Origin of the sequence: Paenarthrobacter sp. TA1.8 (assembly GCF_048595705.1) — a bacterium.
GTDB lineage: Bacteria > Actinomycetota > Actinomycetes > Actinomycetales > Micrococcaceae > Arthrobacter > Arthrobacter nitroguajacolicus.
On record NZ_CP184287.1, the window covers coordinates 4303541 to 4328812 of the forward strand.

23 protein-coding genes are annotated in these 25272 nt (G+C 63.1%); 19 read left to right on the forward strand and 4 right to left on the reverse strand.

What is annotated here, in order from left to right:
- Positions 1-23: 23 nt before the first annotated feature.
- Genes ACNAOT_RS20045 through ACNAOT_RS20055 form a run of 3 tightly spaced genes read left to right on the forward strand, consistent with a single transcriptional unit; the run spans position 24 to position 2890 of the window.
- A complete protein-coding gene (locus tag ACNAOT_RS20045; protein ID WP_420179122.1) occupies positions 24-992 on the forward strand; it encodes an ROK family protein in 969 nt (322 codons plus the stop codon).
- A 35-nt stretch (positions 993-1027) separates the two neighbouring features.
- Positions 1028-1819 carry a glucosamine-6-phosphate deaminase gene (locus tag ACNAOT_RS20050; RefSeq protein ID WP_420179123.1) on the forward strand — a complete coding sequence of 264 codons (792 nt, stop codon included), beginning with the start codon at positions 1028-1030 and terminating at the stop codon, positions 1817-1819.
- 45 nt (positions 1820-1864) lie between these two features.
- Entirely contained in the window at positions 1865-2890 is a 1026-nt protein-coding gene (locus ACNAOT_RS20055; RefSeq protein ID WP_420179124.1) for a CPBP family intramembrane glutamic endopeptidase, read from the forward strand.
- Here the strand turns inward: ACNAOT_RS20055 and ACNAOT_RS20060 are convergent.
- On the reverse strand, positions 2774-3607 hold the full coding sequence (locus ACNAOT_RS20060) for an alpha/beta fold hydrolase (protein ID WP_420179125.1): 834 nt from the start codon (positions 3605-3607) through the stop codon (positions 2774-2776). The genes ACNAOT_RS20055 and ACNAOT_RS20060 overlap by 117 nt on opposite strands.
- A 356-nt stretch (positions 3608-3963) precedes the next feature.
- On the opposite strand from ACNAOT_RS20060, the gene ACNAOT_RS20065 reads away from it, so the two are divergent.
- Positions 3964-4140 carry a hypothetical protein gene (locus tag ACNAOT_RS20065; RefSeq protein ID WP_420179126.1) on the forward strand — a complete coding sequence of 59 codons (177 nt, stop codon included), beginning with the start codon at positions 3964-3966 and terminating at the stop codon, positions 4138-4140.
- Between the two features lie 15 nt (positions 4141-4155).
- Here ACNAOT_RS20065 and ACNAOT_RS20070 read toward each other — a convergent pair whose 3' ends face one another.
- Both ACNAOT_RS20070 and ACNAOT_RS20075 read right to left on the reverse strand, forming a co-directional pair.
- Positions 4156-5235, reverse strand: coding sequence for a substrate-binding domain-containing protein (locus tag ACNAOT_RS20070; protein WP_420179127.1), 1080 nt, complete (start codon positions 5233-5235; stop codon positions 4156-4158).
- 129 nt (positions 5236-5364) lie between these two features.
- Positions 5365-7386, reverse strand: coding sequence for a hypothetical protein (locus ACNAOT_RS20075; RefSeq protein WP_420179128.1), 2022 nt, complete (start codon positions 7384-7386; stop codon positions 5365-5367).
- Between the two features lie 276 nt (positions 7387-7662).
- On the opposite strand from ACNAOT_RS20075, the gene ACNAOT_RS20080 reads away from it, so the two are divergent.
- The 5 genes from ACNAOT_RS20080 to ACNAOT_RS20100 all read left to right on the forward strand — a co-directional run bounded on the left by ACNAOT_RS20080 (position 7663) and on the right by ACNAOT_RS20100 (position 14431).
- Positions 7663-8976: an ABC transporter substrate-binding protein gene (locus ACNAOT_RS20080; RefSeq protein ID WP_420179129.1), complete on the forward strand. Its 1314-nt coding sequence runs from the start codon at positions 7663-7665 to the stop codon at positions 8974-8976.
- Between the two features lie 83 nt (positions 8977-9059).
- The gene (locus tag ACNAOT_RS20085) at positions 9060-9992 is read left to right on the forward strand and encodes a carbohydrate ABC transporter permease (RefSeq protein ID WP_091469977.1); all 933 of its coding nucleotides are present in this window, start codon (positions 9060-9062) and stop codon (positions 9990-9992) included.
- On the forward strand, positions 9989-10939 hold the full coding sequence (locus ACNAOT_RS20090) for a carbohydrate ABC transporter permease (RefSeq protein WP_420179130.1): 951 nt from the start codon (positions 9989-9991) through the stop codon (positions 10937-10939). Before ACNAOT_RS20085 ends, ACNAOT_RS20090 begins: the two co-directional genes overlap by 4 nt.
- Positions 10936-11949, forward strand: coding sequence for a hydroxyacid dehydrogenase (locus ACNAOT_RS20095; RefSeq protein WP_420179131.1), 1014 nt, complete (start codon positions 10936-10938; stop codon positions 11947-11949). Before ACNAOT_RS20090 ends, ACNAOT_RS20095 begins: the two co-directional genes overlap by 4 nt.
- Before the next feature lie 52 nt (positions 11950-12001).
- Positions 12002-14431, forward strand: coding sequence for an HAD-IC family P-type ATPase (locus ACNAOT_RS20100; protein ID WP_420179132.1), 2430 nt, complete (start codon positions 12002-12004; stop codon positions 14429-14431).
- Here the strand turns inward: ACNAOT_RS20100 and ACNAOT_RS20105 are convergent.
- Positions 14413-14823 (reverse strand): hypothetical protein, encoded by a 411-nt coding sequence (locus tag ACNAOT_RS20105; protein ID WP_420179133.1) that lies wholly within the window; start codon positions 14821-14823, stop codon positions 14413-14415. The genes ACNAOT_RS20100 and ACNAOT_RS20105 overlap by 19 nt on opposite strands.
- Before the next feature lie 116 nt (positions 14824-14939).
- Here ACNAOT_RS20105 and ACNAOT_RS20110 point away from each other — a divergent pair, with 116 nt between their 5' ends.
- From ACNAOT_RS20110 to ACNAOT_RS20155, 10 genes are all read left to right on the forward strand, one after another.
- Positions 14940-15632, forward strand: a complete 693-nt coding sequence (locus ACNAOT_RS20110) for a hypothetical protein (protein WP_420179134.1) — start codon at positions 14940-14942, stop codon at positions 15630-15632.
- A 32-nt stretch (positions 15633-15664) separates the two neighbouring features.
- Positions 15665-16960, forward strand: a complete 1296-nt coding sequence (locus ACNAOT_RS20115; protein WP_420179135.1) for a phage tail sheath family protein — start codon at positions 15665-15667, stop codon at positions 16958-16960.
- 1 nt (position 16961) lies between these two features.
- On the forward strand, positions 16962-17441 hold the full coding sequence (locus ACNAOT_RS20120; RefSeq protein ID WP_159708998.1) for a phage tail protein: 480 nt from the start codon (positions 16962-16964) through the stop codon (positions 17439-17441).
- Between the two features lie 1034 nt (positions 17442-18475).
- Entirely contained in the window at positions 18476-19234 is a 759-nt protein-coding gene (locus tag ACNAOT_RS20125) for a hypothetical protein (protein WP_420179136.1), read from the forward strand.
- A 10-nt stretch (positions 19235-19244) separates the two neighbouring features.
- Positions 19245-20765 (forward strand): phage baseplate assembly protein V, encoded by a 1521-nt coding sequence (locus ACNAOT_RS20130; RefSeq protein WP_420179137.1) that lies wholly within the window; start codon positions 19245-19247, stop codon positions 20763-20765.
- A gap of 35 nt (positions 20766-20800) precedes the next feature.
- A complete protein-coding gene (locus ACNAOT_RS20135) occupies positions 20801-21139 on the forward strand; it encodes a hypothetical protein (protein WP_420179138.1) in 339 nt (112 codons plus the stop codon).
- Positions 21140-21169: 30 nt separating this feature from the next.
- Positions 21170-21604 carry a GPW/gp25 family protein gene (locus tag ACNAOT_RS20140; protein WP_420179139.1) on the forward strand — a complete coding sequence of 145 codons (435 nt, stop codon included), beginning with the start codon at positions 21170-21172 and terminating at the stop codon, positions 21602-21604.
- On the forward strand, positions 21601-24252 hold the full coding sequence (locus ACNAOT_RS20145; protein ID WP_420179140.1) for a baseplate J/gp47 family protein: 2652 nt from the start codon (positions 21601-21603) through the stop codon (positions 24250-24252). Before ACNAOT_RS20140 ends, ACNAOT_RS20145 begins: the two co-directional genes overlap by 4 nt.
- Positions 24245-24781: a phage tail protein gene (locus tag ACNAOT_RS20150; RefSeq protein WP_420179141.1), complete on the forward strand. Its 537-nt coding sequence runs from the start codon at positions 24245-24247 to the stop codon at positions 24779-24781. Before ACNAOT_RS20145 ends, ACNAOT_RS20150 begins: the two co-directional genes overlap by 8 nt.
- Entirely contained in the window at positions 24774-25247 is a 474-nt protein-coding gene (locus ACNAOT_RS20155) for a hypothetical protein (protein ID WP_420179142.1), read from the forward strand. The genes ACNAOT_RS20150 and ACNAOT_RS20155 overlap by 8 nt, the downstream gene beginning before the upstream one ends.
- Positions 25248-25272: the final 25 nt, after the last annotated feature.

The following is a 25272-nucleotide window of genomic DNA, read 5'->3' on the forward strand; positions in this document are numbered from 1 at the left end:
GGTTCAACCCCGAAAGATCACTGATGACACTAAGCTCCACCCCCGCTTTGGCCGTCCCGCACTCGGCTGAGCCCTCGGCTACGCAAACGGCGAGGATCGGCGTCGACATCGGCGGCACCAAGATAGAAGCGGTCGCCATCGATCAGGACTGCAAGGTTCTGTACACTGTCCGCCGTCCCACCGGGTTCGGGAATGAAACGCTTCTCAGCTCGCTCTTCGGCGTCCTCGACGAGTTGCGCGGCGCTGAAACCCTGGCGAACTGCACTGTGTCCGGGCTGGGCATCGGAATTCCAGGAACGGTCGATACGGAGTCCGGGTACGTAGCCAATGCCGTGAACGTTGGTGTTGCCGGATTGGAGCTCGGTAGCTTGGTGGAAGCCGAACTCGGACTTCGTACGGTGGTGGAGAACGACGTCAATGCTGCCGCCATCGGAGCCCACTACTTGCTGGCCGACGGCGACGCCTCCGGTTCCAGCGCCTACCTCAATCTCGGCACCGGGCTGGCGGCGGGCTACGTCAGCAAAGGCGTCGTGGTCCGTGGCACGTCCGGAGCTGCGGGCGAAATCGGGCACCTCCCCCTAGGGCTGCAGGGCGAGGAATGTCCCTGCGGCCAAAAGGGCTGCTTGGAGCTCATCGCTTCGGGGTCGGGCATTGCCCGTCAGTGGAAAGGCCCCGGCCAGTGGCCCGCCGTCTCACTTTTTGAGGCAGCGCTCGACGGCGACCCTGTCGCCAAAGTTGTTCAGCAGCGATTCTTCGAAGGTGTTGCCACAGCCATTCGAATCCTTGGGCTGACCTACGACCCCGCTGCCATCTACATCGGCGGTGGATTGAACGCCCTGGGGCAGCCACTTCTCAGCGGTATCCAGCGGGAACTCGACCGGTTCAGTGCTCCCTCCCCATTCCTTTCCGGCCTGGCGCTTGGGGACCGTGTTCAATTGGTCCCGCAGGGGCTGCCCGTCGGCGCTGTCGGTGCAGCGATCGCCGCCGACTAACTACGCTTTTTCACCAGTTATTCAAAGGAAAACCTATGGCAGAAGTCATCATCGTCCGCGACCCCACCGAGGCCGGAAGCGTCGCTGCATCCATCTTTGCGCAGCAGATCACCACGAATCCCGCCACCGTGCTGGGCCTGGCCACTGGTTCCACGCCACTGACCACCTACGCTGCGCTGGCGGCCGCAGTTGCGGAAGGTCCCATCGATGTTTCCCGCGTTCGTGGCTTCGCTTTGGATGAGTACCTCAGCGTCCCGCCAGAGCACCCGGAGAGCTACCGTTCAGTGATCACCCGCGAGGTAGTGGAGCCATTGGGCCTCAATCCGGATTACGTATTCACGCCGCGAGGCACTGGCCCGGGCGTCACCCAGGCCGGAGCGGAATATGAAGCGATGATCACGGAAGCCGGGGGCATCGATATCCAAATCCTGGGCATCGGTTCCAACGGACATGTGGGATTCAACGAACCCGGGTCCTCCCTGGCCTCCACCACCCGAATCAAAGCACTGGCCGAACAAACACGCAAGGACAACGCACGGTTCTTCGATTCCCCGGACGAGGTGCCAACCCACTGCATCACCCAAGGTCTGGGCACCATCCTCCGGGCGAAGCAGTTGGTCCTCCTGGCTTTCGGAGCAAACAAGGCGCAGGCCGTTGCAGCCGCGCTGGAAGGACCTGTCTCATCCGCCGTGCCCGGTTCAGTGATCCAGCAGCACGCGCGGGCCACAGTGATCATCGACGAAGCGGCCGCCGCGGGGTTGGCTCACGCCGCGTACTACCGGCACGCCTGGCGGTCGGCGCAGGACCTGCATGAAGTAGGTTTCTAATCGGGGGCAGAACGCTCCCCGACTCGCAGTGAAAGGGGGCCACGTATGGACCACACCGTCCATCCGTCACGTTGGAAAGCATTCTGGGACAAAGGTGGTTGGTGGCGGGCCATCCTGCTGACCGTCCTCTATATGGCGATCTACCTTGGCGCTGGCCTGGTGATCGGGACCATCGCGGGCGACCAAGTTGTCGCCGAAGATATCTTCCGAACACCCCAGAGCGTCTTCGTCGGCCTGACGCTTTCGTTAATTATTGGCAGTGTGGCCCTGGCTGCGTTCGTGTACTCCGTGGGCTGGTTCAAACCGCTGTTCGCTCCGCAGCCAGTCAAGGGGAACTGGTGGATGTGGGCAGCGCCGTTCTTCCTGGTGGCCGCCATCGTGTTGCGCTTCCTGGGCATCAACTACAGCAGCTACCAGGTATCCGTCGTGGTCATCACACTGATTACCGGCCTCCTGATCGGCTTCGCGGAGGAAATCCTCACGCGAGGCATCGTGGTGAAAATGCTCCGCGATTCAGGGAAGTCCGAGTGGGTGGTTATGGTGCTTTCATCGCTGGTATTCGCGCTCCTGCACTCGGCCAATGCACTGTCGGGCATGCCGATCGTCACCGTGTTGATGACGGTGGTGTTCACCTTCGGCTTTGGCATCTGCATGTACCTGACCCTGCGAGTCACCGGAAACCTGATTTGGCCGATGATTCTGCACGCCTTGTACGACCCCACGCTCTTCCTGTCCACGGGCGGGATCGACCAGGCCGCTGCGGGCCCCCAGAGCCCGCTCGTCATGCTGGCCGGCCCTGCCAACACGATCTACATGCTGATCGCAGTCGTGGCCCTGATTGTGGTGCGGGGACGTGCGCAGCACGCCCCCGCTTGCCGTTCCGGCTGCACTTTAGAACAGACAAACAGAAGCGTTCGACGGCGGGTGCGTACCGCCGTCGAACGCTTCTGTTTGCTACTGGTCCTGCCAGCCGGATGGCGGCGGTGCGTCCAGGAATGTGGTCACAACGTCCTGCACGAGGTTGGTCCTGGCGAGCCCAAAGAAGTGGGTAGTGCCTGGAAAGACCGCTAGCTGGGACGCGGGCACGCCCTCAAAATCACCGTTCACGTCACCCCCGCGCAACTGCAGGAACCGCACCGCGTGCTCAAGTTTGACCATGTCTGAGTCCCCCACCGTGATCAAGGTAGGGGCCTGGATTCCGCGTATCTCGTCATCGGTCCATCCGGTTGAACCGGTGTCGTAGCCGCCGAGCTTGGTCAAGAGTCCTTGCAGGTGCTCGTGATCAGGGTGCGGAGAGACCGACAGATACCGCTGCTCCATGGGAGTTCCCGCGATCATGTCCACGGTCATCTCGGTGACAGCCTCAGCGTTTCCGCCGCGATCGCCGTCGGGGTTGAACGACACCGACGACACGATGAGCTTCCGGATGAGCTGGGGGTGCTTGATCGCCAGATGCAGTGCAACTGCCCCGCCAACACTGAAGCCGAAGACATCAATCTCCCCAACGCCCAGATGTTTCAGAAGACCGACGACGTCCGAGGCCAAGTCAGCGGTGTTCAACGGGCGGTCGATGTCGTTGGTTCTGCCATGGCCTTGGAAGTCCGTGGCGATAACCCTGCGATCCGCTGACAAGGCCGGGATAAGCGCACCGAATTGCTGCTCGATGTCGAACAGCCCGCCATGCAGGAGCAGCAAAGGCGTGCCACCGGAACCGTGGAGTTCGTAGTACATCCGTAGTCCGTTGATCTCTGCGTAACCGGTCTCCGGGGATGGTGTTGGCTGGTCCATCGCTTGTCCTCCGCTCTTGATATCCCCTTTCCCGCGCCAGGCTTGCTTCCAGCTGAGGGTCGGCCTGTGGTGGCAGGAGTTTCACCACTTTAACCAGTTTCACCCGGTTTCACCCAAGGAGGGTGTATGCAGAATCCCTTCAAGCCGACTGCCGGAGCCACGCCTCCCGAGCTGGTGGGGCGTGCCGGGCTGCTGGACGAGTTCGAGTACGGCTTGCAGCAGGGTTCCGGAGCACCGGGGCTTCTGACCATCATCACCGGTTCAAGAGGCATCGGCAAGACAGTCATGTTGAGCGAAGCCGAAGGTATCGCCCGCTGTCGGACATCTCAGAAAGAGACCGCGAGTTCCTCGACGCGATGGCCCTCCAGGAAGGCCCATCTGCTGCTGGTCAAATCGGCGCCATCCTCAAGGCCAAGCCCAACGTCATTTCCAAGTATCGGAACAGGCTCATCGCTGCGGGCCTGATCGAGTCGGCCGGCTACGGCAAGGTGGACTTAGCAATCCCCGGGCTCCGCCAGTACCTCCGCGAGTAGATTGAAGCCAGCCCCCTACTCCGCGTCCTCCCCCGTCACCGTGGACTCCCGGATGATCAGCTTCGGGGCCAGGCTTACGCGCCGCAGCGCTGCAGAGACCGACGAGCCGGGTTTCCCTCCCAGCCTTTCCATACACATGGCGACGGCGGCATGCCCCACGTCCCGCTTCGGCGGGGCGATGGACGTTAGAGGCACCGGGGCGAGGTCCGCAACTTCGTCGTCGTAGGCCACGATCGCCAGGTCCTCCGGTACGTCCAGGCCCGCTTCCTCGGCAAGGTTGATCAGCGTGATGGCTTCCTCGTCCGGGAGTACCAAGGCAGCGTGGGTCTCAGTGCTCCGGCAATCCTTCAGAAATTTTGCGAACTCCTTTTGGTTGTTGCCCGCACCCACCACTGACCTCACGTATTCCATGATGGGAGCATCAGTTTCGAGGCCGAGCTTGGCCACCATGCGCTCGTGGCTTTCACGGAGCCAAGGGGCCGTGGGACTGGTGGCAATGGCAAGCCCTATCCTGCGGTGGCCCAGGGATGCGAGGTGCTCAATGGCAAGCTCGGCACCATAGCTGTGATCGGACATTACGGATTCGAAGACCCGGCTTGAACGCTCCACGAGCACTACGGGGATACGTAGGCCGGACAGCAAGTCGAAGGTGGGCGAACCGGGTTCAAGAGGGCCGGCCGTGGCTAGGAGAATCCCGTCCACAGAGTTGGCCACCATGCGTTGGAGCTGCCGGTGCTCGTCCTCGGTGGAATAGTTGCTGACCCCCAGAATCAGGCGCGCATTCAATTCGCGAGCTGCGGCCTCGGCGCCACGGATGACCTCAGGAAAGTAGTAGCCCGTGGTGGGGACAATGAGGCCGAGGGTTGCGAGGGGCTGGCGGGTTCTTCTGTGGACGGTGTCGCCTTGCCGTTCAGAGGGGACGGGAACCGCACCGCCATGGACCCGGCGCAGCAGTCCTTGGGCAGCAAGCTGAGTCAGGTCCCTCCGGATGGTCATGGTGGACAGGCCGGTCTTCTCCGCGAACCCGTTGACCGTCAGGGTTCCCCGCATTTCAAGCTCACGCAGAATCTTCTCGTGGCGTTCGCCGCTGAGCATGCCCACCCTCTCCGCAAGTCCTGGTGTTCAAATAAGCATAGGTGACCGTATGCACGTGCGTTGCGGGGCCTGCTCTGCGCGTAAAACACTCGCCAGAGAGCGCAGAGCGGGCCCCGCAACGCCGGGCACCTACCGCCGTGGGTGGTCGTTGATCCGCACTACATTGCGGCCGCGCATGGTGTACAGGTAGCCGTCTTCGTCGTTGGTGATGTGCGATCCGCTGTACCAGCCGCCATTGATGTCTGACACCACCGTGGCAAGCTCAAATGTCTTCGGATCAAACCGGAAGACGTCTGTGTCCGAGACACCGTATACGGCACCACGGTTGGTGACCAAGGCCGCGAATCCCGTGCACACCGAGCTGATGTCGGCATGGTGGATCACCGTGCGCTTGGGCAGGTCGATAACAAAGACACGGCCAGTTCGCACGATCCCGTAAAGGTACTTTCCCTGCACCGCCAACGCAGACACACCAGCCCCCAGACCCGGATCGAGGCGCCACAGTTCCTTGCCCGTCACAGGGTTCATGGCCACAACGGTGCCGGGTCCCTCGGTACCGGGCCGTCCCCCGCCAAGGTAGGCGACGCCGTCGTGCGCTGTTACTGCACGCACCAACTGCACCTTGTCTACGGGGTTGAGGAAGAACCCGGACTTGCCCGTGGCGGGGTCATAGGTCCAGAGCGAGCCGCCGCCCTCAGTGTCGGCTTGCGCGCACACCAGGACGAGCTTGTTGACCTCGTCCCAGTGGACGTCCAATGGCCGGTTCTGTTCGGAGGAGAACTTTGCCACCTGCCTGATGGGCTGTCCGTTGCGGGGGTCATAACTCCAGATGCCCTGGGAGCTGTACTGGCCCGTGTACAAAACCTGATTCACCACCACGGCGTCCTTCGCTTCGCCCGGAACGGTCATGTTGGTGACCTGCCCGTCCTTCAGCGAACGCCGCGAGATGACGCCGTTGCCGCCCACGTAAACCAGGCCACCTCCGGCCGCCAGCCCCATGGCTTCCTGCGCGTCCGACGGCGCCCCGGCCTCGCCAAGGTCCGTAGTTTTGTACGCCCCGGAGACGGGATCGATTTCGGCCACGAATCCGAACGCCGAGGTGACCAACAGCTTGCCGTTTAAGGCATCAACGCCCCAGATTTCACCAAGGAACGGCCCCTGGTATGGCACTGATGAGACTTTGTTGCCGGTCAGCGAGTACGCCAGGAGCCCGGCCTCGTTGGCGAAGTAGACCTTGTCCCCGATCGCCGCGAAGTTCTTGGCGGTCTTCCCAACAGATGCAGCCGCGACATAGGACGACGGATTGGCAACGCTCACGGCGGCAATCTTTGAGGTGGAGGTAGAAGCGGCAGAGCTCACCAGGACCTTGTCACCAACGATCGCCAGATCCCTGATGCTGGGGTCCGCAACCATCTCCGCCGGCGTGACGTTGGTGAAGGTCCTGGCTGCATGGTTGTATGCGTACAGGCAGGCCCGACTGGCGTTGCCTCCTCCAGCCAGGGTGCTGCCGGCGCCGAAGAAGATGGTGGAATCCGTGGCCGCAACCGCACGGGCCAGGGTGGCACCGGCGTCGGGCACGCCCAAGTTGTTGACCAGTCCGGTGGCGGGATCGTATTCCCACAGGGCCGGTGCCGTGCCGCTGCCGCCGCCCACCGCGTAGAGGCGGCCGTTGGGCGCCACGCTCATGTCCCGGACGTCGCGGTCGCCGATGCGTCCGATCGGTGTGGCCTTCGCGCCCAGGTTGGACAGGTCCCAGCGGAACAGGTTTGGCTTGGGGCCCGTGCTGTTCTGCAGGACGCCGGCATACAGGTAACGGCCGGAGGCGTCAGCGGCCAAGGTTTGGATCGCGTAACCGTTCTCCAGCTCGGTCACGCCGGTCACTTTGCCGCTGGGAACGTGGAACGCCACCACACGAACCGGATCCAGGTTCCGCGAACCAATGTAGAGCGTCTCGCCCACCAGCAGCCCGCTCATGAGGGAGAACTGTACGACGCCGGGGCCCAGGTCCAGGATTTCCGTCGCCTGCGGCTTGGAACCCAGGAGGGTGGACGCCGACGCCGGTTGGCCGGCTGCCAGCCCGATGGCCGCGGCGAGCGACGCCGCTCCGCCGACTTGTAGGACTGACCGTCTGCTGATGTTCGATTTCTCCATTGAAATGCCTGCTTCTCCGTAGTGGGAATGGGTTGGGTGTCCAAAATTCATAGCAGCGGCAATCGAGCGAGGTCCAGCTTTTCTGTTCGTTCAAACAGAAGTAGGACAAGGCACGTCACGCTAGTTTCACAAAAGGGAGGCTCTTACCGCTCAGGCATGTTTGAAAATGTTTGAAATCTTGTAGATGTTCGAACCGGCACGGTTACATGGACCCATCGCATGTGGCCCCAACCACACAAACCTTCTTCGCATCGCAAGTCTTCAAAGGAGAACACCATGAAGCGTCGTCATCTCTTCGCCGGAGTAGCTGGCTTGGCCGCCAGCACTCTGTTGCTTGCCGCCTGCGGCACGGGCCCCACCCCTGCGGCAGCTCCCACACCTACAGAAGACCCCGCCGGATCCATCACGTTCTGGTCCTCGCTGGCAGGCATGGACAAGGTGGCTGAAGCGTTCAACGCCAGCCAGGACAAGATCAAGGTCAGCTTCGAAACCATCCCCAACGGTGCCAACGGCGGCTACGCAAAGCTCTCCACCGCCATCACGGCAGGCAACGGCCCGGACGTCGCTACCATCGAATACCCGCAGTTGCCGCAGTTCGTCAGCAACAGCCAGGTCATTCCGCTCGATGGGCTGATCAACAAGACCGAATCAGTCGACAAACTTTCGGACGAGACCAAGGCCTTGGTCCAGTTCGGTGAGAAGACCTACGCACTTCCGTACGACGCAGCCCCCATGCTCATGTGGTACCGCAAAGACATGCTGGCCAAGGCCGGCGTCGAGGTCCCTAAAACCTGGGACGAATTCGAAGAGGCCGGCAAGAAGCTCAAGGCCGCAGTCCCTGACTCCTACCTGGCCAGCTTCAACCCCAACGAGGTAGCGGCGAGCGCCGGATTGGCGTGGCAGGCGGGCGCCAAGTGGTTCGGAACCGAGGGTGACAGTTGGAAGATAGGCGTCAATGATGAAGCTACTCAGAAGGTTGCCTCTTATTGGCAGAAGCTGATTGACCAAAAGATCGTCAAGGTCAGCCAGGCCTACAGTGACGAGTGGAGCCTGGACCTCGCCAATGGCAACGTAGTGGGTGTGCTCGGCGCCAACTGGAGCGCCACGGGCATCCAGAAGCGTACGGAGGCCAGCGGCCAGAAGGGCCAGTGGATCGCTGCCGAACTGCCCACCTGGGGCAATGAGTCCGGTGCCTTCTATGGCGGATCCAGCTTCAACGTGACCAAGAGCAGCAAGAACCCGGCCGCTGCCGCAAAGTTCGTGGAGTTCCTGACCACTAGCCAGGAAGCCATCAAGGCCCGTGGCAACACCGGTTCCGCGTTCCTCGCATTCCCGGGCCTGACGCCGGTAGCCCAGCAGGCATACGACTCCAGCTACTTTGGCAACGACATCTACGAGGTCTTCAACAAGGCCTACGGCACCATCACCCCGGGCTGGCAGTGGGGGCCCAACTGGGACATCACCAACACTGCCCTTAAGGATGCCTACGGCAAGCTGACCACCGGCGGCACCATCCATGACGCCGTCGATACCGCGCAGGACGCCACCGTGGCCAGCCTGAAGCAAAACGGCCTTTCCGTCAAAGAGTAATTCCGTACGGAACAGCCGCTCACCGAGTAGCCCCACAGGAAGGGGCCTCGTCCCCCAGGCCCCTTCCCAGCTAGGAGAATCCCATGGCCACCCAGGCCCTCACCACCACAGTGCGCCGCCGCGGCCGCGCCCTGGCGGGAACCGGCGGACGGACTGCCGCACTGTTCCTGGTCCCCTTCTTCGCGGTCTTCGCGATCGCCATGATCGCACCGGTGATCTACTCCCTGGTGCTGAGTTTCCATTCCCAGCAGAAGTCCGGCCTGGGCTTCGGGGAAGCCAAGACCGTGTTCGTCGGACTTGAGAACTATGTGCAGGTGTTCCAGTCCGAAACGTTCATGGAAGGCATCGCCCGCCTTGGGTTGTACTGCCTGATTTACATTCCCTGCATGGTGGGTGGCGCTGTGGTCTTTGCACTGCTGCTGGATGCATCGGTGGCCAAGGCCCGGAAACTGTTCCAGCTTTTGGTGTTCCTTCCCCACGCGGTTCCGGGCGTCATTGCGGCACTCATCTGGGCATACCTGTACACACCTGGCATCAGCCCGCTGGTTCAGGCCCTCCAAGGTGGCGGCATCCAGATCAATTTCCTGGATGCCCACATGGTCCTTCCGTCCATCGTGAACATCGGAGTGTGGGAGTGGACCGGCTACAACGTCATCATCCTGTTCACCGCTTTGCAGGCCGTGCCCCGGGAAATCCTGGAAGCCGCACGCGTGGACGGGGCAGGCGAGATCCGGGCTGCGGTGAGCATCAAGTTCCCGCTGATCCTGCCGGCGTTGAGTGTCATCATGCTCTTCACCATCATCGGCACGCTGCAGCTTTTCACGGAGCCGTCCATCATCTCCAAGGCCACAGCCTCCGTGACCAGCACATGGGTGCCCAACCTGTGGGCCTATGACGCGGCCTTTATCCGCCACAACCTCAACCAAGCGGCGGCCGCCTCCGTCATCATCGCCGGGCTGGCAGCAATCCTGTCCCTGACCGTCACCCGCCTCAGCTCCAGGATGAACAAATCATGAGCACCCCCACACTTTCCCGCTCCCACGGCACCACTCCTTCCAAGCAAGCTCCACGCCGCACCGGATCCCGGTTTAACCGCGGCAGCTCAAACCGGGGCAGTTCCAACCGCAGCGGTGGCTTTGCCAGCAAGCTCACCGTCAACGGGCTCCTGATCATCGGCTCGGCCTACATGGTGGTCCCGGTTCTGTGGCTGGTGTTCGCTTCCACCAAGAACGCGGCAGATCTCTACGGCACCAGCGCCTACGCGTTGGGAAGCTTCTCCCTGTTCGAGAACATCGCAGCCGTGGCGAACCAGGACGGCGGGCTCTTCTTCCGTTGGCTGGGCAACTCCGTGATGTACGCCGGCGTGGGCGCGGTCCTGGGCAGCCTGATTTCGGTAATGGCAGGCTATGCGTTCGACAAGTTCCAGTTCCGTTGGAAGGACTCGCTCTTCGGCTTCGTCTTGGTTGGCGTCCTGATCCCCAACACAGCCACAGTGCTCCCGATGTACCTCCTGGCTTCCTTGGTGGGCATGACCAACACCATATGGGCCGTCCTCATCCCGGTGCTCTGCAACCCGTTCGGCGTGTATCTGACCCGGGTGTACTCCGCCAGCTACGTGCCGGCAGAAACACTCGAGGCTGCCCGCATGGACGGCGCCGGCCCCATCCGGTCCTTCTTCTCCCTGGGCCTTCCCATGATGATGCCCGGCTACATCACCATCGCCCTGTTCCAGTTCGTGGGTGTCTGGAACAACTTCATGCTCCCGCTGGTGATGCTCCAGGACCAGCAGTTGCTGCCCGTCAGCGTCGGGATTTCCATCTGGCAGGGCTACTCGGTGCCGCAGCCCGAGTTCACGCCCATGGTCATCACGGGTTCGCTGCTGTCCATCCTTCCCCTGCTGGTGGCCTTCATCATGCTGCAGCGCTTCTGGAAGTCCGGCCTCACTGCAGGGAGCGTCAAGTGACCACAACCCAACTGAACGTCGCGCTCGCCATGGGTCCCGGCGTCGTATCCCGTGTCTTTCCCGCCCGTCGCTTGGAGACCTTGTCCCCCGGACTGCAGCTGCTCAGCCCGGAGCCCATGGAAGAGTTCACGTCACCACGCTCGCTGGAACTGCTTGCCGTGACTGACATCCTCATCACCGGCTGGGGCTGCCCAAAGCTCGATGCTGCAGCCCTGGCCGCAGCCCCGCGTTTGACCCATGTCCTCCACGCCGGCGGGACGGTCAAGCATCACGTCACCGATGAGTGCTGGGAACGAGGGATCGAAATCAGCACGGCTGCGGACGCCAATTCCATCCCCGTGGCCGAATATACGGTGGCCATGATCCTTCTGGCCAACAAGCGCGTGCTGCAGATTGCCCGGAAACTGCACTCGGAGAAGACCGAACTTGAGCCTGACCAGCTTTTCCCCGACATGGGAAACTTCGGCAAAAGAGTAGGCATCATCGGTGCGTCCAGGATCGGCAAGCACGTCATCAGGCTCCTGAAGTCCTACGACGTCCAAATAGTGGTGGCAGACCCCTTCCTGGACGATGCCGCGGCAGCCGCGCTCGGCGTCGAACGTGTTTCCTTGGAGGAACTCGCGAGCAGTTGCGACGTCGTCAGCCTCCACGCGCCGTCGCTCCCATCCACCCGCAACCTGATCCATCAGGGACTGGTGGCCAGCTTCAAACCCGGAGCCACGTTCATCAACACCGCCCGCGGTGAACTGGTGGACCAGGACGCACTGCTTCGACGCATCGAGGAAGGCGACCTTTACGCCGTCCTGGATGTCACCACTCCTTGGGTCCTTCCTGCGGATTCGGGCTTCTACTCCCATCCTCATGTGCTGCTGACGCCGCACTTGGCGGGTTCGCTGGGCATGGAACTGGAGCGCATGGCCGTCAGCACCATCGAAGAAGCACACCGTCTTTCCCGGGGCGAACCACTCCGCCACAGGCTTCACGCAAAGGACCTCGCCTTCACGGCCTAACGGCTGGCATACTCAGTCCCATCGCTCCACCGACTCAACAACGGGGGCATGAGTGCCAAACGATAAAGACCTGACGGCGGCGGCCGTCCGTTTTGTGGGGTCCTCGGTGCAGGGACTGAGCACCGCCGAGGTTGCCGAGAGGGTGGCCGCAGGGCAAACCAACGCCTTTGTCCAAGACACCAGCCGCAGCGTGTGGAGCATCGTCCGCGCCAATGTGCTCACCCTGTTCAACGGCATTATCCTGGCCTGCTTCATTGTCCTGTTCGCTATCGGCCGCTGGCAGGACGCGCTCTTCGGATTCAGTGCAGTTGCCAATGCGGTGATCGGCAGCGTCCAGGAGTACCGGGCAAAGAGGGCTTTGGACCGTCTGGCGCTCCTGAACGCGCCGCATGCCCGGGTGATGCGCGAAGGCTCAGAAGCAGAAATCGCTTTGGACGACGTTGTACTGGACGACACCCTTGTCCTGAGGGCCGGAGATCAGGTGCCCGCGGACGGGGTGGTGACCGGCGCACGCGGACTCCAAGTGGACGAGTCCATGCTGACCGGCGAATCCGACGCCGTTGAAAAGGAAGACGGGGACCGCGTGTTGTCCGGCTCCGTTGTGGTTGCGGGCGAAGGCTCAGCGGTGGTGGATCGGGTGGGAGCCGATTCCTTCGCGAACTCACTCGCCGCCGAAGCCAAACGATTCTCGCTCGTGGCCTCAGAGCTCCGTTCCTCCATTGACCGGGTCCTGAAGTGGGTGACCTGGTTCGTAGGTCCTGTGGCGTTGTTGGTTCTTAATGCCCAGATGATTGCCCAGGGTGGGTGGGCCGAAGCCTCGGCGAGTGGAGCGTGGCGGGACGCAGCGACGGCGACTATTGCCGCCGTCGTCGCCATGGTCCCCTTGGGGCTGGTGCTGATGACCAGTATTACCTTCGCCGTAGGGGCGGTGAAGCTCGCCCGTCAGCAGGTCCTGGTGCAGGAGCTACCTGCCGTGGAGGGGCTGGCGCGCATTGACATCATCTGCCTCGACAAGACCGGAACGCTCACCCAGGGCGACATCGTTTTCGACGCCGCGCATCCCCTTGCAAACCGTCCTGGCTGGGAGTCCGTGCTCTCCTGGTACGGGGTGCAGAAGGATGCCAACGCAACGGCCCGCAGCCTCGACGGACACTTCAATGAGACGCCCGGCCTCCCGCTTGACCGGGTGCCCTTCTCCTCCGCGCGCAAATGGAGCGCGGTGATCTTCGAAGACGGGATGTGGATTCTCGGCGGCCCTGAAATGGTGTTCCCGGCAAAAACCTCCGGTGATCCGTTGCTCCAAAAACTCGCCACCCAAGCCGTCGAGCTCGCAGCCACCGGCCGGCGCACGCTGGTCCTTGCACACGGCACACCCACTGATGATGAGACTGTTCCGGCGGACGCTGTCCCCGTGGTGCTTCTGACGTTCAAGGAGAACATCCGTCCCGACGCTGCCGAGACACTCACCTATTTCGCAGCACAGGATGTGGATGTCCGGATCATTTCCGGTGACAACCCGCAAACGGTCGCCGCAATTGCCCGGGAAGTCGGGCTCGATGCACCCCACGGCTTCGATGCACGCGAATTGCCGGTTGATGACAAAGAGCTCATGGAAGTCATCAACAACAACGTGGTCTTCGGCCGCGTGACCCCTGACCAGAAAAAGCGGATCGTCGTGGCGCTGAAGTCTGCCGGCCGCACAGTGGCCATGACAGGCGACGGCGTGAACGACGCCCTGGCCATCAAGGAAGCGGACATCGGTGTGGCCATGAATTCGGGGGCCGCCGCTACGAAGGCCGTGGCGCGTTTGGTGCTCTTGGACGGGAAGTTCTCCCACCTGCCGAGCGTGGTTGCTGAGGGCCGCCAAGTGATTGCCAACATTGAGCGCGTCTCCATGCTGTTCCTCACGAAGACCGCCTACGCCACCTTCCTTGCGATCGCGTTCGGCATCCTCCTGTTGCCTTTCCCGTTCCTTCCCAGGCAACTCTCCGTGACTGATGGCTTGACCATCGGTATTCCTGCGTTTTTCCTGGCATTGCTACCCAACGCCCAGCGCTACATCCCGGGTTTCCTGCGGCGGTCGCTCACGTTCGCCGTGCCGGCAGGCGTCTCCGTGACGCTGGGGCTTGCCTCCTACGCCCGCCTTGCCGCGAACCTGCAGATTCCGGAAGCCGAAATCCGGACCGGGTCCACCCTGATCCTGACGATCATTGGCATCTGGATCCTCGTGGTGCTCTCTCGCCCGGTCACCCGTTTCAAGGGCTTGGTCATCGGGGCGATGATGATTGGGCTGATACTGGTGTACTCCGTGCCGATCGCCCGCGACTTCCTACAGTTCACCGATCCGACGCTCCCCACGGCGCTGCTGGTCTTGGGAACGTCCGTGGCCTGCATCGCCCTGATCGAGATCGTGCGCTTTGTTCACCGCCGCGTGGCGTACCGTGACGCCCAGCAAGCATTGGTTCAGCACGCCTCGAAGTAGCGGCGACCACGCCCCACCCACTGAGGAACAACCACCGCAACGGTCGCGATGGACTGAACAATGACGGCAGACCAGTCTCCGTCCGCGGCAACAATGAGATCCACCAAGGCAAAGGCCAGACCGAGCAGCATCACCGCTGTTGCACCCCGACGGGCAGCTTCACTCCCCCGGGCTACCCCGGAGGCCAGCCCGATCACCAACAAGCCGAACAGGATCATGCCTGCACCGAGCAAAGTGATGGGCAGGGCAATGCCGCCGGACTGGGCCTCCGGGGTGTATCGCAGGAAAATCGTCAGGATCCCAAGAATGATCTGGGCGATGCCGCCGATGTACATCAGCACCACCGAGAACGTCACCAGTCCGGGCCGTCTAATGCTCTCCCCCGTCGTCATGAACTGAGCATAGACGAGGGACCAACCGGTCACCGCGGCCTCAACCGAATGGAATTACCCGTCTTTGCCCAGTGACTACGCACTTTAGCGGGAGTAACCTAGTCCCAGTTGCATTAGTGGTCACCTTTCGAGTTCTGGGTTTTGCCGTGGGCTATGTGCGTTCGTCGTTGACCGACCTTCTGGGGGTACTTTCCGACGCCATCTCTCCCGAGCATGTGCGCTTCGACGACGGCTCCCCAGTTGCAGGTGTACCCCCACCGGACGCTCCCGTTACCGTTCATGCCGTCACCTTGAACCGCGTGGGCAGGTCACGGCGCGACGGACCCGTCCTGGACCTTGAACTTCGGGTGGCGGTGGAATGCCACGGCCCTGGGCAGCTCGACACCATGGAAAAGCTGCTGCTGGCCGTGGAACGTCACAGCCAATACTCAGTGGTGTCTACGGGTGAATTCCGCCCGGAAGAATACTCTGGCGCCATCCGGCAAGGGTTGGGCTTCCTGGTCCGCATCCCTGTTGCCCTGCGTTTCGAAGAACCCTCAGGACCCCCAGTCCTGGAGCCACTCGTCGCCAAGACGGGTGTTGCCCGCCGAATCCACGGACGCCTGGTGGACGTCCACAACAAAGGCATCCCTGACGCGTACATTCACGCCCATTCCTCCGCCACGGCCGCGGTTAGCGATGCCACCGGCCATTTTGAGGTCCTGGCCTCGACGGATGAACTCCAGCACTTTGCCGTGGCTGTCCACGGAACCGAAAGGGAAGTCTCGGCCAGCACCAGCAGCCTGCCGGTCATCATCCGGTGGACCTAGCACCCGTTTAGCGGGCAGAAGAGGGGCGAATCATGGCGAACTATCAGGCGCCAGGCGTTTATGTACAGGAAGTACCCAGCGGCGCACGCGCCATAGGGCAGGTCAACACGAGCATCGCCGGGTTCGTCGGCCTCGCCCCTAACGGGGACGCGCTGGTTGACGAGCTCCGGGTCTTGGACAACTGGACACAGTTCGTGGATCAATACGTTGGCAACGCGACAGCGGGTACACCGCTTTCGAACGCTGTATACGGCTTCTTCTCCAACGGAGGAAGCCGTTGTTATGTGGTGAACATCGGCAAGGACGGCAGCCTCACGGGGACCGCCGCGAAGCCCACCGGGCTCACCCTGTTTGAGGCCGTGGACGACATCTCCATGGTGGCCGCGCCCGGTTACGCGGACGCGGAATCGTACGCGGCGTTGCAAGCGCACGTTGAACACCCGCTTCGCCAGGACCGCATGGCGATTCTGGACACGGTTGAGAAAGTGGACGACGTCGGGGCACTTACCCGGGCTGCGACGTCGGGAGTTCCTGAAGGTGCTTCGTCTTCGGACGAAGACACGTCGTCTGATGAGGACACGACGCCGGACGCTGACTCTGACGGCGACGCTGAAGACGCAAGGGACTCAGCTGAGGACGCCACAGATCAGGAGGACCTCGGTGCCCCGCAATCCCCTGGCGGCTACACCGCGCTGTATTACCCGTGGATCGTGATGATCGACCCCGTTTCCGGCAAAAAGGTGACACAACCGCCGTCGGGCCATATTGCGGGCGTGTGGGCGCGCGTTGACGCTACCCGTGGCGTTCATAAGGCGCCCGCCAACGAGCCCATTCAGGGAGCAATCGACCTTGCGCGGCGCGTGAGCCGCGGAGAGCAAGAGGTCCTCAACCCGGCCGGCGTTAATTGCATCCGCTATTTCCCGGGCGAGGGAATACGGATTTGGGGTGCCCGGACCAAGGCGCCCGAGGCGAGCGAATACCGCTACGTGAACGTCCGACGGCTGACCAACATGATCAAAGAATCCGTGGCGGATGGCACACGCTGGGTGGTGTTCGAGCCCAACGACCACACCTTATGGAAGTCGATCCGCCGCGACATCGGAGCATTCCTGACCAACGTCTGGCGGGATGGAGCATTGCTCGGGACTACGCCTCAGCAAGCGTTCTTCGTCAAATGCGATGAGGAAACAAACCCTCCGGAGGTTCGCGACGCCGGCCAAGTGGTCACGCTGATAGGCATCGCACCTGTGAAACCGGCCGAATTCGTGATCTTCAAGCTCATGCAGTCGGCGGACAACACCAGCGAGACGGAAAGCGCAGGAGCCTGACATGACAACCCCGACACCTGCCGCACAACCGGGCAACGTGGTGGACCCGTACCGGGCCTACAACTTCAAGCTCGTCATCCAAGGCGTCGTCCAAGGCCACTTCACCAAGGTTGAGGGCCTGGGACTGAAGATCGACCGCATTCTCTACCGCTCCGGTGGTGAGAACAGCACAGTGCGCGTCATCCCGGGGCAGGTGGAGTACACGCCGGTGACCTTGAAATACGGGCTCACCGATTCCACCGAAATGCTCCAGTGGCTGTTCAAGGCCGTGGACGGAAAAGTGGAACGCCGCAACGTCTCCATCGCGATGCTGAACGACGCCGGGTCCGTGGAAGTCCGGCGCTGGAACCTCCTGGGCGCATGGCCATGCGACTGGTTTGGCGCACCCCTTGACGCCTTGGGCAAGGACCTCGCCATCGAATCCCTCAGCATCGCGTACGACCGCTTGGAGCTCGACGATGCCCGCGCTCCCGTCGCCTGAGCCGAGGTTTTCCTGGCGTCGGGCTGCCGCTCGGCAGTTACGTGGTGCAGCGGCATGGCTGGAGCGCGGGTCTGGGGCTTCGCGGGCTCCTGGGGCTTCCGGCTCTTCGGGGACTTTCGGGGCTACCTCGCCGGAGAGTCCGACGCCGATTCGCGCCTTTGATACCGACGGCGCCCCCGAGCATTGGGTTCAGATGCTCCGCAACGCAGGGCTGGCCCCTCCTGTTGCGAGGCCCGCTCTGCGTCGCTTTAGGCGTCTTTTGGGCGCAAACCAGGCCCCACAAAGTAGCCCGCGCGGCGCTATTCCTCGGTCTGTACCTGTACCTGCACCTGCACCTCCCGCTTCTCCCGAAACCCTCCCCGTGGCGGATACCCCCGCCGCCCCTACAACACCCTCAGTTGCCAGGCCCGTTTTGCGTTTGTCGGCTCGTTCCAGAAGCGTAGTGCAGGCCCCAGAACACACGCGGTCGAGCGAAGCCCCATTCGTTGCGAGGCCTGCTTTGCGCGCCTCGGAGCCGACTAAGCATGCAGAGCAGGCCCCACAACACACGCCCACACCCGTTGCGAGGCCTGCTTTGCACGCCTCGGAGCCGACTAAGCCTGCAGAGCAGGCCCCACAACACACGCCCACCCCCGCGTTGCGACTTCGCCCGGCTCACCCCGGGGCCCTGCCCATCACTCTCGCCCCCGTTGCGAGGCCCGATCTGCGCTCTTCGACACGAAGTGAGAACGTAGAGCAGACCCCACAACACACGCCCACCCCCGTTGCGAGGCCTGCTTTGCGCGTCTCGGAGCCGACTAAGCCTGCAGAGCAGACCCCACAACACAGGCAGCCCCAGCCCGAACCGCAAACCCATCCCGCATCCCAAGGGCACCCGAGCGTCGTTGTGAATCACGCACCCGCGTCGCCCGTCATTGGGACCTGGCCCGAACTCGCTCCGCGTCCACAGCCCACACAGGTCGCCCCGACACAAACCGTGGAACACGTGATCGCCCGCCAGGCCCGCCTCCACGACGAACAATTGGCGATCTGACATGGAACGCGTCGCTTTCCTCATCGAGGACACGGGTGAGCACCTCGGCTGCCTGCTCAATCCGGAAACGGTGGTGATGCAGCGGTCAGCCGGCGTGGAGACACGGAAGAGTGCGGGCGGCAAACTGAGCGGCAGCGGTTTGGCTGACGATCCCCTGCTCTTCACCGGCGGTGGCCACACTGAGCTACGGCTGGATCTGTTGTTCGACGTCGACCTCGCGCCGGCGTCGCTCCATGTTCAGGACGTACGGCAAATGACCCGCCCAATATGGGCGCTCGCGGAGAACAGTGCCGAAGTCGAAAGGCAGCGCAGGCCGCCGTCGGTCCGGTTTGTGTGGGGCCGGGCATGGAACGTGCCGGGGATCGTGACGGAAGTCGCCGAGCGTTTCGATCGTTTCGCCCCCGACGGTTCACCCCTTAGGTCCTGGATGCGGATGGTCTTCGTGAGGGTCGGTCAGGCGGCGGATGAAGAGGGCGGCGAGAACTACGAACTCGAACAACGCCTCCCTGCGGTGGATTTGACGGCCCCGCCTGTAGACACGCTGTCCGTCACCGGTGACGGCAGCACGGAGTGGGACGCGCTCATGTCCGACGGCGGTGAGTTGCTTCCCGAGGTACCGCCGGCTGAGTTGGGGCGGCTGTCCGTGGCAGCGTTCGGCACACCCCTGCTATGGAAACTGCTGCTGGAATACAACAGCGTCGACGACCCCACGCACTTCAACGGCCCCCTCGCCGTCCCGCCCATGGGTGAGACACCATGAGGCCAACACCGTGAGACAAGTCCAGGGCCTCCCCGAACTGATCGTCACCCTCGGCCGACGCAGGCTCACCACGGCCGAAACGGCGGCGATCATCTCAGTTAACGTGCTCAGCTCACTTGCCCGCCCGGCCCAGTGCCTCATCAGTTGGCGTCCCGGCCCCGGACGCACAGCAGCAGCAAGGGGCGGCGTGGATCCAGCACCGGGAGACGCACTGAGAGTTGAGCTCGGCGGGCAGCGCACACCGCTGTTCGTCGGCGAGGTAACCGTGGTGGAGTACAGCTACAGCGCGGATCTCGGCCAGGAGATCCGGATCAGGGCCTACGACGCCCTGCACCGCCTTAGGAAACGCCAGTTCACGCGGCTCCACCAGGACGTCGACCTCGCCGGGCTCGCACGGATACTGTGCGAGGGCACCGGTTTGGACGTGGTGGGCGGCGCTGATCGGCTCGGGCAGGTGTACCAGTGCGCCCGCACCGACCTCAGCCTCCTCGTAGAACAAAGTGCCCGCGTTGGTGCCTACCCCGTGGTGCACGACGGCGCACTCAGGCTCACAGGGCTCGACGGCGAAGGCGAACCTTTGGAGCTCGCCCTTGGGGCCACCCTTCATTCCGCGGAAATCGAACTCAGCCAGGAACCGGCCTACGGTGGCGCTCAGACCAATGGCTGGCGCAGCAACGACGCCTCTGTCCACCAGGCCGGGGCCACACGCAGCGACGCGAAAGCGCAGGTCGCAGCAGATCCAGCACTCGCCAGCGTGGGCGCAGGTGGGGATCTGAGGCGGGACAACGAAGTCCTGGAATCACAGGCGCTCGCGGACGGCTTGTCTAAGGCCGAGCTGGACACAAAGGTCGCAGGCCAAGTCACAGCGGTGTTTGTCGCTGACGGAAACCCCCGGCTCAGGGCTGGCGGCAGGGTGAGGATCAAGGGAGTGGCAACCAACATCGAGGGGATCTACCTGATCGCGAGCGCCTCGCACCGCTTGGACGGAACCGGCTACGAAACTACGCTGACCACCCGACCGCCGAGCTCCGTCCCGGAACGGCGGCCGGACGTCTTTACCTTGGGAACCGTCACCGATGTGGATGACCCCGAGGACCGGGGCCGGGTCCGGGTCAGCCTTCCCGCCTACCCCGATCTCCAAACAAGCTGGGCCCCTGTACTGACTGCGGGTGCAGGCCCGGGCAAAGGACTCGTGGTCCCGCCGTCCCCCGGGGACAACGTGTTGGTCCTCCTACCGGCCACTGATCCGGCCCAGGCCATCGTCCTCGGCGGCCTCTACGGGAGCGAGCAGACGCCGGACAGCTTGAGCCGTACTGAAAGGGATAGCCGCTACACCTTCCGCAGCGCGGACGGTCAACAGATCATGCTCGACGGCGGTGCGCACACCGTCAGCTTCACTGACGGCCACGGCTCCTCCGTGGAGCTCGGACCGGACCGGCTCAAGATCACTGCCGCCACGGACCTGGTCCTCGAAGCCCCCGGCAAGGCCATGAAAATCCGTGCAAAGACCGTCGACTTCGAGGAGGCCTGAGCTGTGAGGACTAAAGCCGTGAGGACCAGGAAGCCATGAGAATCCTCGTCAAAGAAGCCGTCCTGCGATGCGGCCACGACGGCAAGGTGGAGAACGTGCCCTCGCAGGCATGGGTGCGCATCAAAGAATCCCCCATTCTGGTGGACAACGACCCCCAAGGCAGGGACATCACCATGTGCCCGCATATCAGCATCAATATCAAGCCCTGCAGAAAGACTTTGCCAGTGATCAGGGGCTATTCAACGTTTGTCACCATAGGCGGCAAAGCGGTTTGCCTCGACACTTTGGAGGGCTTCACCAATGGCACACCCCCAGGCGCGGTCAAGTACACGGTCCGCAGTCCGGGGCAAACGCTGGTGGGAGCCGGCTCGTGAGATGCCAACAGCCATGAAAAGGAACCAGCCATGAGCGCCCCCCGGTACAAGTCGGTGGCCTTCATCCATCCGGATTTCGACGCCACCGCCGGCATCCCCGGACTCAGGCTCACGCCGTCCGGCAGGTTGGCTGCGGTCACAGACGCTGCGTCCGTGAGGCAAGCACTCCTCCTCCTGCTCAGCACCAGGCCCGGCGAGCGGGTGAACCGGCCAACGTACGGCTGCCACTTGTATCGTCTTGTTTTCGCACCTGCCGACGACACCACGGCCGGCCTCGCCATCCATTACGTGGCAAGGGCAGTGGAGCAATGGGAGCGCCGCATCACGGTCTTGTCCTTGGACGCGTCGAGGTCGCAGGATGAGCCCGAAGTGCTGGAGGTCAGGTTGAAATACCGGGTCCGGACCACCCAGTTGGAGGACGAGATCACCATCGCCCTGCCCGTTGAATCTGGAGGTGCAGCATGAGTATCCCAGTACCGAACCTGGATGACCGCAGCTTCGCGGATCTTGTTGCCGGTGCCCGCGAACGCATCCAGCAAATCGCCCCGGAATGGACAGACCTCTCCGTCCACGACCCCGGCATCACCATCATCGAGGCCTTTGCCTACCTCACGGACACACTCATGTACCGGCTCAACCGCGTCCCGGACAAGCTCTACGCGGTCTATCTGAACCTGCTGGGCACAACCCTGTATCCGCCGAGCACGGCCGAAACGATGCTGGAATTCAGCCGCACATCCGGCACAGGGACCACGGACCAGGAAATCCGCATCCCGCGCGGGACCCAAGTCAGTTGCCCGCCCGGCGTTCCCGGTTCCTCCCAGCCTGTCTTTACGACGACGGCGGCTGCCGTCTTGGCACCCGGCAAGACCACCCTCCTGGTCCCGGCGGCCGATGTCACCCTGTACGACGCCGTTCCCATCGGTTCGGGAACCGGCAGGCCCGGCCAGAGCCTGGTGATCCCCAACGCGCCGATCGTCTCCGGCGCGGGCCTGGCAATCGCCGTCGAGGTTCCAACAGGGACGCGGCTGAGCAGTGGTGAGGCAGTGCTTGTGGACGGGAAAACGTTCCGGTATTGCCAGGAAGTAGAGGCGTTTGCCGACGTCAGGCCTGGCGAGGTGCCGGTGCGGATAGACCGTAGTGCCGGCGTCGCGATGTTCGCTTGGTGGGACGAAGGGCCAACATCGCGTACGTTGTCTGGTGAAAGGGCGCCGGTGCCGGGTGCCGGCGCTGAAGTTCGCGCTTGGTATCGCAGCGGCGGCGGGGCCGGCGGGAACGTCGGGGCCGGCCAGCTTACGGTCTTGCGCTCCCCGGTGCCAGGGACCAAGGTCACCAATCCTGAGCCTGCCAGTGGGGGCCGCGATGGTGAATCGCTCGAGAACGCGCTCAGGCGTGCTCCACAGGATTTCCATGCCCGCGACAGGGCCGTCACGGTTCGTGACTACGAGGTCCTTGCCCGGCGGCACGGGGGTGTTGGCCGTTCGAGAGCCTTCACGCGCAAGGAACTGTGGGCGTTCGCCCGGCCAGGGGAGGTGGAAATTGTGCTGGTGCCTTTTGTCCCCGGAACCAGCACGGCCGCCGGCACCGCGGCACCCGGGGCAACAGCGGCTCGTCCCCTCAAGGCCGCCGAGCTCGTAGCGTACGCACGTGAGGAAGTGCGCCGCGAAGTGGAGCAGTATCTTCGCAGGCGTTCCACGGTTGGTGCCGAGCCTGTGGTGCGTTGGGGGCTTTACAAGCAGGTGCAGGTAAACGCGAGGATCGTTGTTCGTCCCGATGAGGATGCCGAGGCCGTGAAGTCCCGGATCGTGGGGCGGCTCTCCGATGGAATCAGCCCGTTGAGCCCGGATTCTTCCAGCTACGGATCGGGCTTCGGTAGACCGCTGCGAGTTTCCAATTTGTACCGGGCCATGGAGGAAGCCGAGCCCGGGGTGCAATACGTGGACCGCGTCACGTTGGAGGTGGATAAGGTCCCGGACACGGACACCATGGCCTTGGTCCAGGCGGAGGGGCAGGATAATACTTGGTTCGTTGCCCAGGAGAGCACGTTGTTCCGCACCACCAACGCAGCGGACGGATGGGAAGCCTGCGCAGAGTTTGGTGACCCTGCCAATGGGGAGGAAACCGTCCGTGCCATCGCGCCGTTCCGTTCGCCCGCACCCGGCCGGGTGGGCCCCGGAACGCACCCGGGCATGGTGGCTGTCAGCACCGTTACGGCCACTGGTTCGCGCGTTTACATCAGCGATGACCTCGGGGAGTCCTGGCGCAAGGCATCCGAGTTGGGTTTCGTCATAGCGGACTTGTGCTGGGTGGACCGGCAAGGTGAGCCGTTGCTGCTGCTGGCCGGTGAGCGGGGTCTCTATGAACTTCCAGTGAGCCAGGGCGCCATCCCGGTGCAGAACGTAGTGGACACCTCCCAGCCCGATCGGGGTTTCTATGCCGTGGACGCCCTCGTCGATATCCGTGGCAGGACAGGCGTGGTGGTGGCCGCGGAGGCGTCGGCCGGCGTGTGGCTCTCTCCCGACGCCGGGACGGCCGGCAGCTTCAAACAGGTCAAGGCGGCGGGCGAAGACATCCGCTGCATGACAGTCCAGTACGACGGCGGCGCGAGCTATGTGTGGCTCGGCCGTGCAGTTCCTGAAGGCACCGGGACGGGCTGCCTGCGGCTCAAGATCGATGAACTGGGCCGCACCGATTTTGACGAATCGTTCATGAACTCCTGGGAGGAGCTGAGCACAGGATGGACCGGCGGCAGTTGTTGGGGTCTGCACGTCATGGGCAAAGCAGCCTATGCCGCGACACAAAGTGGCGGTGTCCTGCGCCTGCAACTCGGCCTGTCAGGGGCGCAATGGAGCGTGCCGGACGTGAACTGCAACCTGCCCTTGCGTGACCGGACCCGGTTCGAGCCCGTCCGCTCAGTTTCCGGCGCCATTGTGGCCGAAGGCCAGGTACTGGTGCTGGCTGCAGGACCCAAAGGTGTCTTCCGCAGCAAGGACGACGCCCTATCTTGGGAAAGCTGCACCCGCCGGGTGGTTGACGACGTCGTGACGTTGCCCGATACTTGGCTGTTCTGCTCCGGCGACCACAAAATTGAGGTGGTCCACGGAAATGGCTAGGTCTTCAGACTTCGAGGCATTCAAACTCCTCAAAGTCCTGCCCGAAGTGTTCCAAGTGGCTGCCGATTCAAGCGCACCCATGCAGGCCCTTCTCGGCGTAGCTGAGGATATGCAACAGCCTGTCCGGCGGGTCTTGGACCAAATCCATACCGTTCCGGATCCGGGCCGCGCGCCGTCGTCGTTGATTCCTTTCTTGTCACGTTGGGTGGATCTGGACTGGTTGACGCTCCCTGGCCCGGAGGGCCAATCGGAAGCTTCCAGCGCGGTTCCCATCACGCGACAGCGGGATCTGATCGCTGCCGCGGCGCAGCTCTCCTCCCGGCGCGGGACCGTTGACGGGCTCACCCGCTTCCTGCACCTCGCAACGGGGGTGGGTGGTTTCGACGTCGAATCCGTCCCGGGCGCTTTCCACATCAAAGTGCACGTCCCGGCGGAAGCTGCCGGGCAACTGGAGTTGATCCGGCGGATCGTCAAAGGAGTGAAACCGGCGCATGTGACCGACGAACTCGAGGTGCGGACCGGTGACTGAGGAGAATCGGAAACCCATCATCGTGGTGATTTTATGTGGTGTGATTGCGTTCCTGGTTTTGGTGTTCGGGGTCAGCTGCGGCGGAGGCAATGACGATTCCGCCGGGGATTGGCAGGGCGGTTTCCCAGGTACGGCCTTGGCCGCGAAGCTAACTGCGGCGGATTTGTCTGTGGCTGGCGGTTCCTGTTCGGTTTCCGATACGCAGCTGGTGGTGACAGGTGGCTGCGTCTTGGAAGTGAAGGAGTTCGGCGGGGGACTGTTCTCCTTTGGTCCCCCCACTAAGCGGGCAAGGCTGGCGCCCCAACATCCCGTGACTGTGTCATTGTTCGTCGAAGGCACGAGGGCTCAGCAAGACTCCGGCCCGGGCAAAACCGTGGACGTCACCTTCGGAACCGCCGGCGGACAACTAGGCGTGGCCTGTCTCGCGCTCGAGCCTTGCGTGCTGCAACTACAGGAGGCCAGCTGACATGACCCACTGCACCCCGTTTTCA

Bases quoted from the DNA above. Each gene is read 5' to 3' on its own strand.
- ACNAOT_RS20045 (WP_420179122.1), top strand. From the start codon at position 24: ATGACACTAAGCTCCACCCCCGCTTTGGCCGTCCCGCACTCGGCTGAG.
- ACNAOT_RS20135 (WP_420179138.1), top strand. From the start codon at position 20,801: ATGAGAATCCTCGTCAAAGAAGCCGTCCTGCGATGCGGCCACGACGGC.
- ACNAOT_RS20080 (WP_420179129.1), top strand. From the start codon at position 7,663: ATGAAGCGTCGTCATCTCTTCGCCGGAGTAGCTGGCTTGGCCGCCAGC.
- ACNAOT_RS20060 (WP_420179125.1), bottom strand. From the start codon at position 3,607: ATGGACCAGCCAACACCATCCCCGGAGACCGGTTACGCAGAGATCAAC.
- ACNAOT_RS20070 (WP_420179127.1), bottom strand. From the start codon at position 5,235: ATGCTCAGCGGCGAACGCCACGAGAAGATTCTGCGTGAGCTTGAAATG.
- ACNAOT_RS20150 (WP_420179141.1), top strand. From the start codon at position 24,245: ATGGCTAGGTCTTCAGACTTCGAGGCATTCAAACTCCTCAAAGTCCTG.
- ACNAOT_RS20145 (WP_420179140.1), top strand. From the start codon at position 21,601: ATGAGTATCCCAGTACCGAACCTGGATGACCGCAGCTTCGCGGATCTT.
- ACNAOT_RS20075 (WP_420179128.1), bottom strand. From the start codon at position 7,386: ATGGAGAAATCGAACATCAGCAGACGGTCAGTCCTACAAGTCGGCGGA.
- ACNAOT_RS20140 (WP_420179139.1), top strand. From the start codon at position 21,170: ATGAGCGCCCCCCGGTACAAGTCGGTGGCCTTCATCCATCCGGATTTC.
- ACNAOT_RS20085 (WP_091469977.1), top strand. From the start codon at position 9,060: ATGGCCACCCAGGCCCTCACCACCACAGTGCGCCGCCGCGGCCGCGCC.
- ACNAOT_RS20055 (WP_420179124.1), top strand. From the start codon at position 1,865: ATGGACCACACCGTCCATCCGTCACGTTGGAAAGCATTCTGGGACAAA.
- ACNAOT_RS20120 (WP_159708998.1), top strand. From the start codon at position 16,962: ATGACAACCCCGACACCTGCCGCACAACCGGGCAACGTGGTGGACCCG.
- ACNAOT_RS20050 (WP_420179123.1), top strand. From the start codon at position 1,028: ATGGCAGAAGTCATCATCGTCCGCGACCCCACCGAGGCCGGAAGCGTC.
- ACNAOT_RS20125 (WP_420179136.1), top strand. From the start codon at position 18,476: ATGGAACGCGTCGCTTTCCTCATCGAGGACACGGGTGAGCACCTCGGC.
- ACNAOT_RS20105 (WP_420179133.1), bottom strand. From the start codon at position 14,823: ATGACGACGGGGGAGAGCATTAGACGGCCCGGACTGGTGACGTTCTCG.
- ACNAOT_RS20065 (WP_420179126.1), top strand. From the start codon at position 3,964: ATGGCCCTCCAGGAAGGCCCATCTGCTGCTGGTCAAATCGGCGCCATC.
- ACNAOT_RS20115 (WP_420179135.1), top strand. From the start codon at position 15,665: ATGGCGAACTATCAGGCGCCAGGCGTTTATGTACAGGAAGTACCCAGC.
- ACNAOT_RS20090 (WP_420179130.1), top strand. From the start codon at position 9,989: ATGAGCACCCCCACACTTTCCCGCTCCCACGGCACCACTCCTTCCAAG.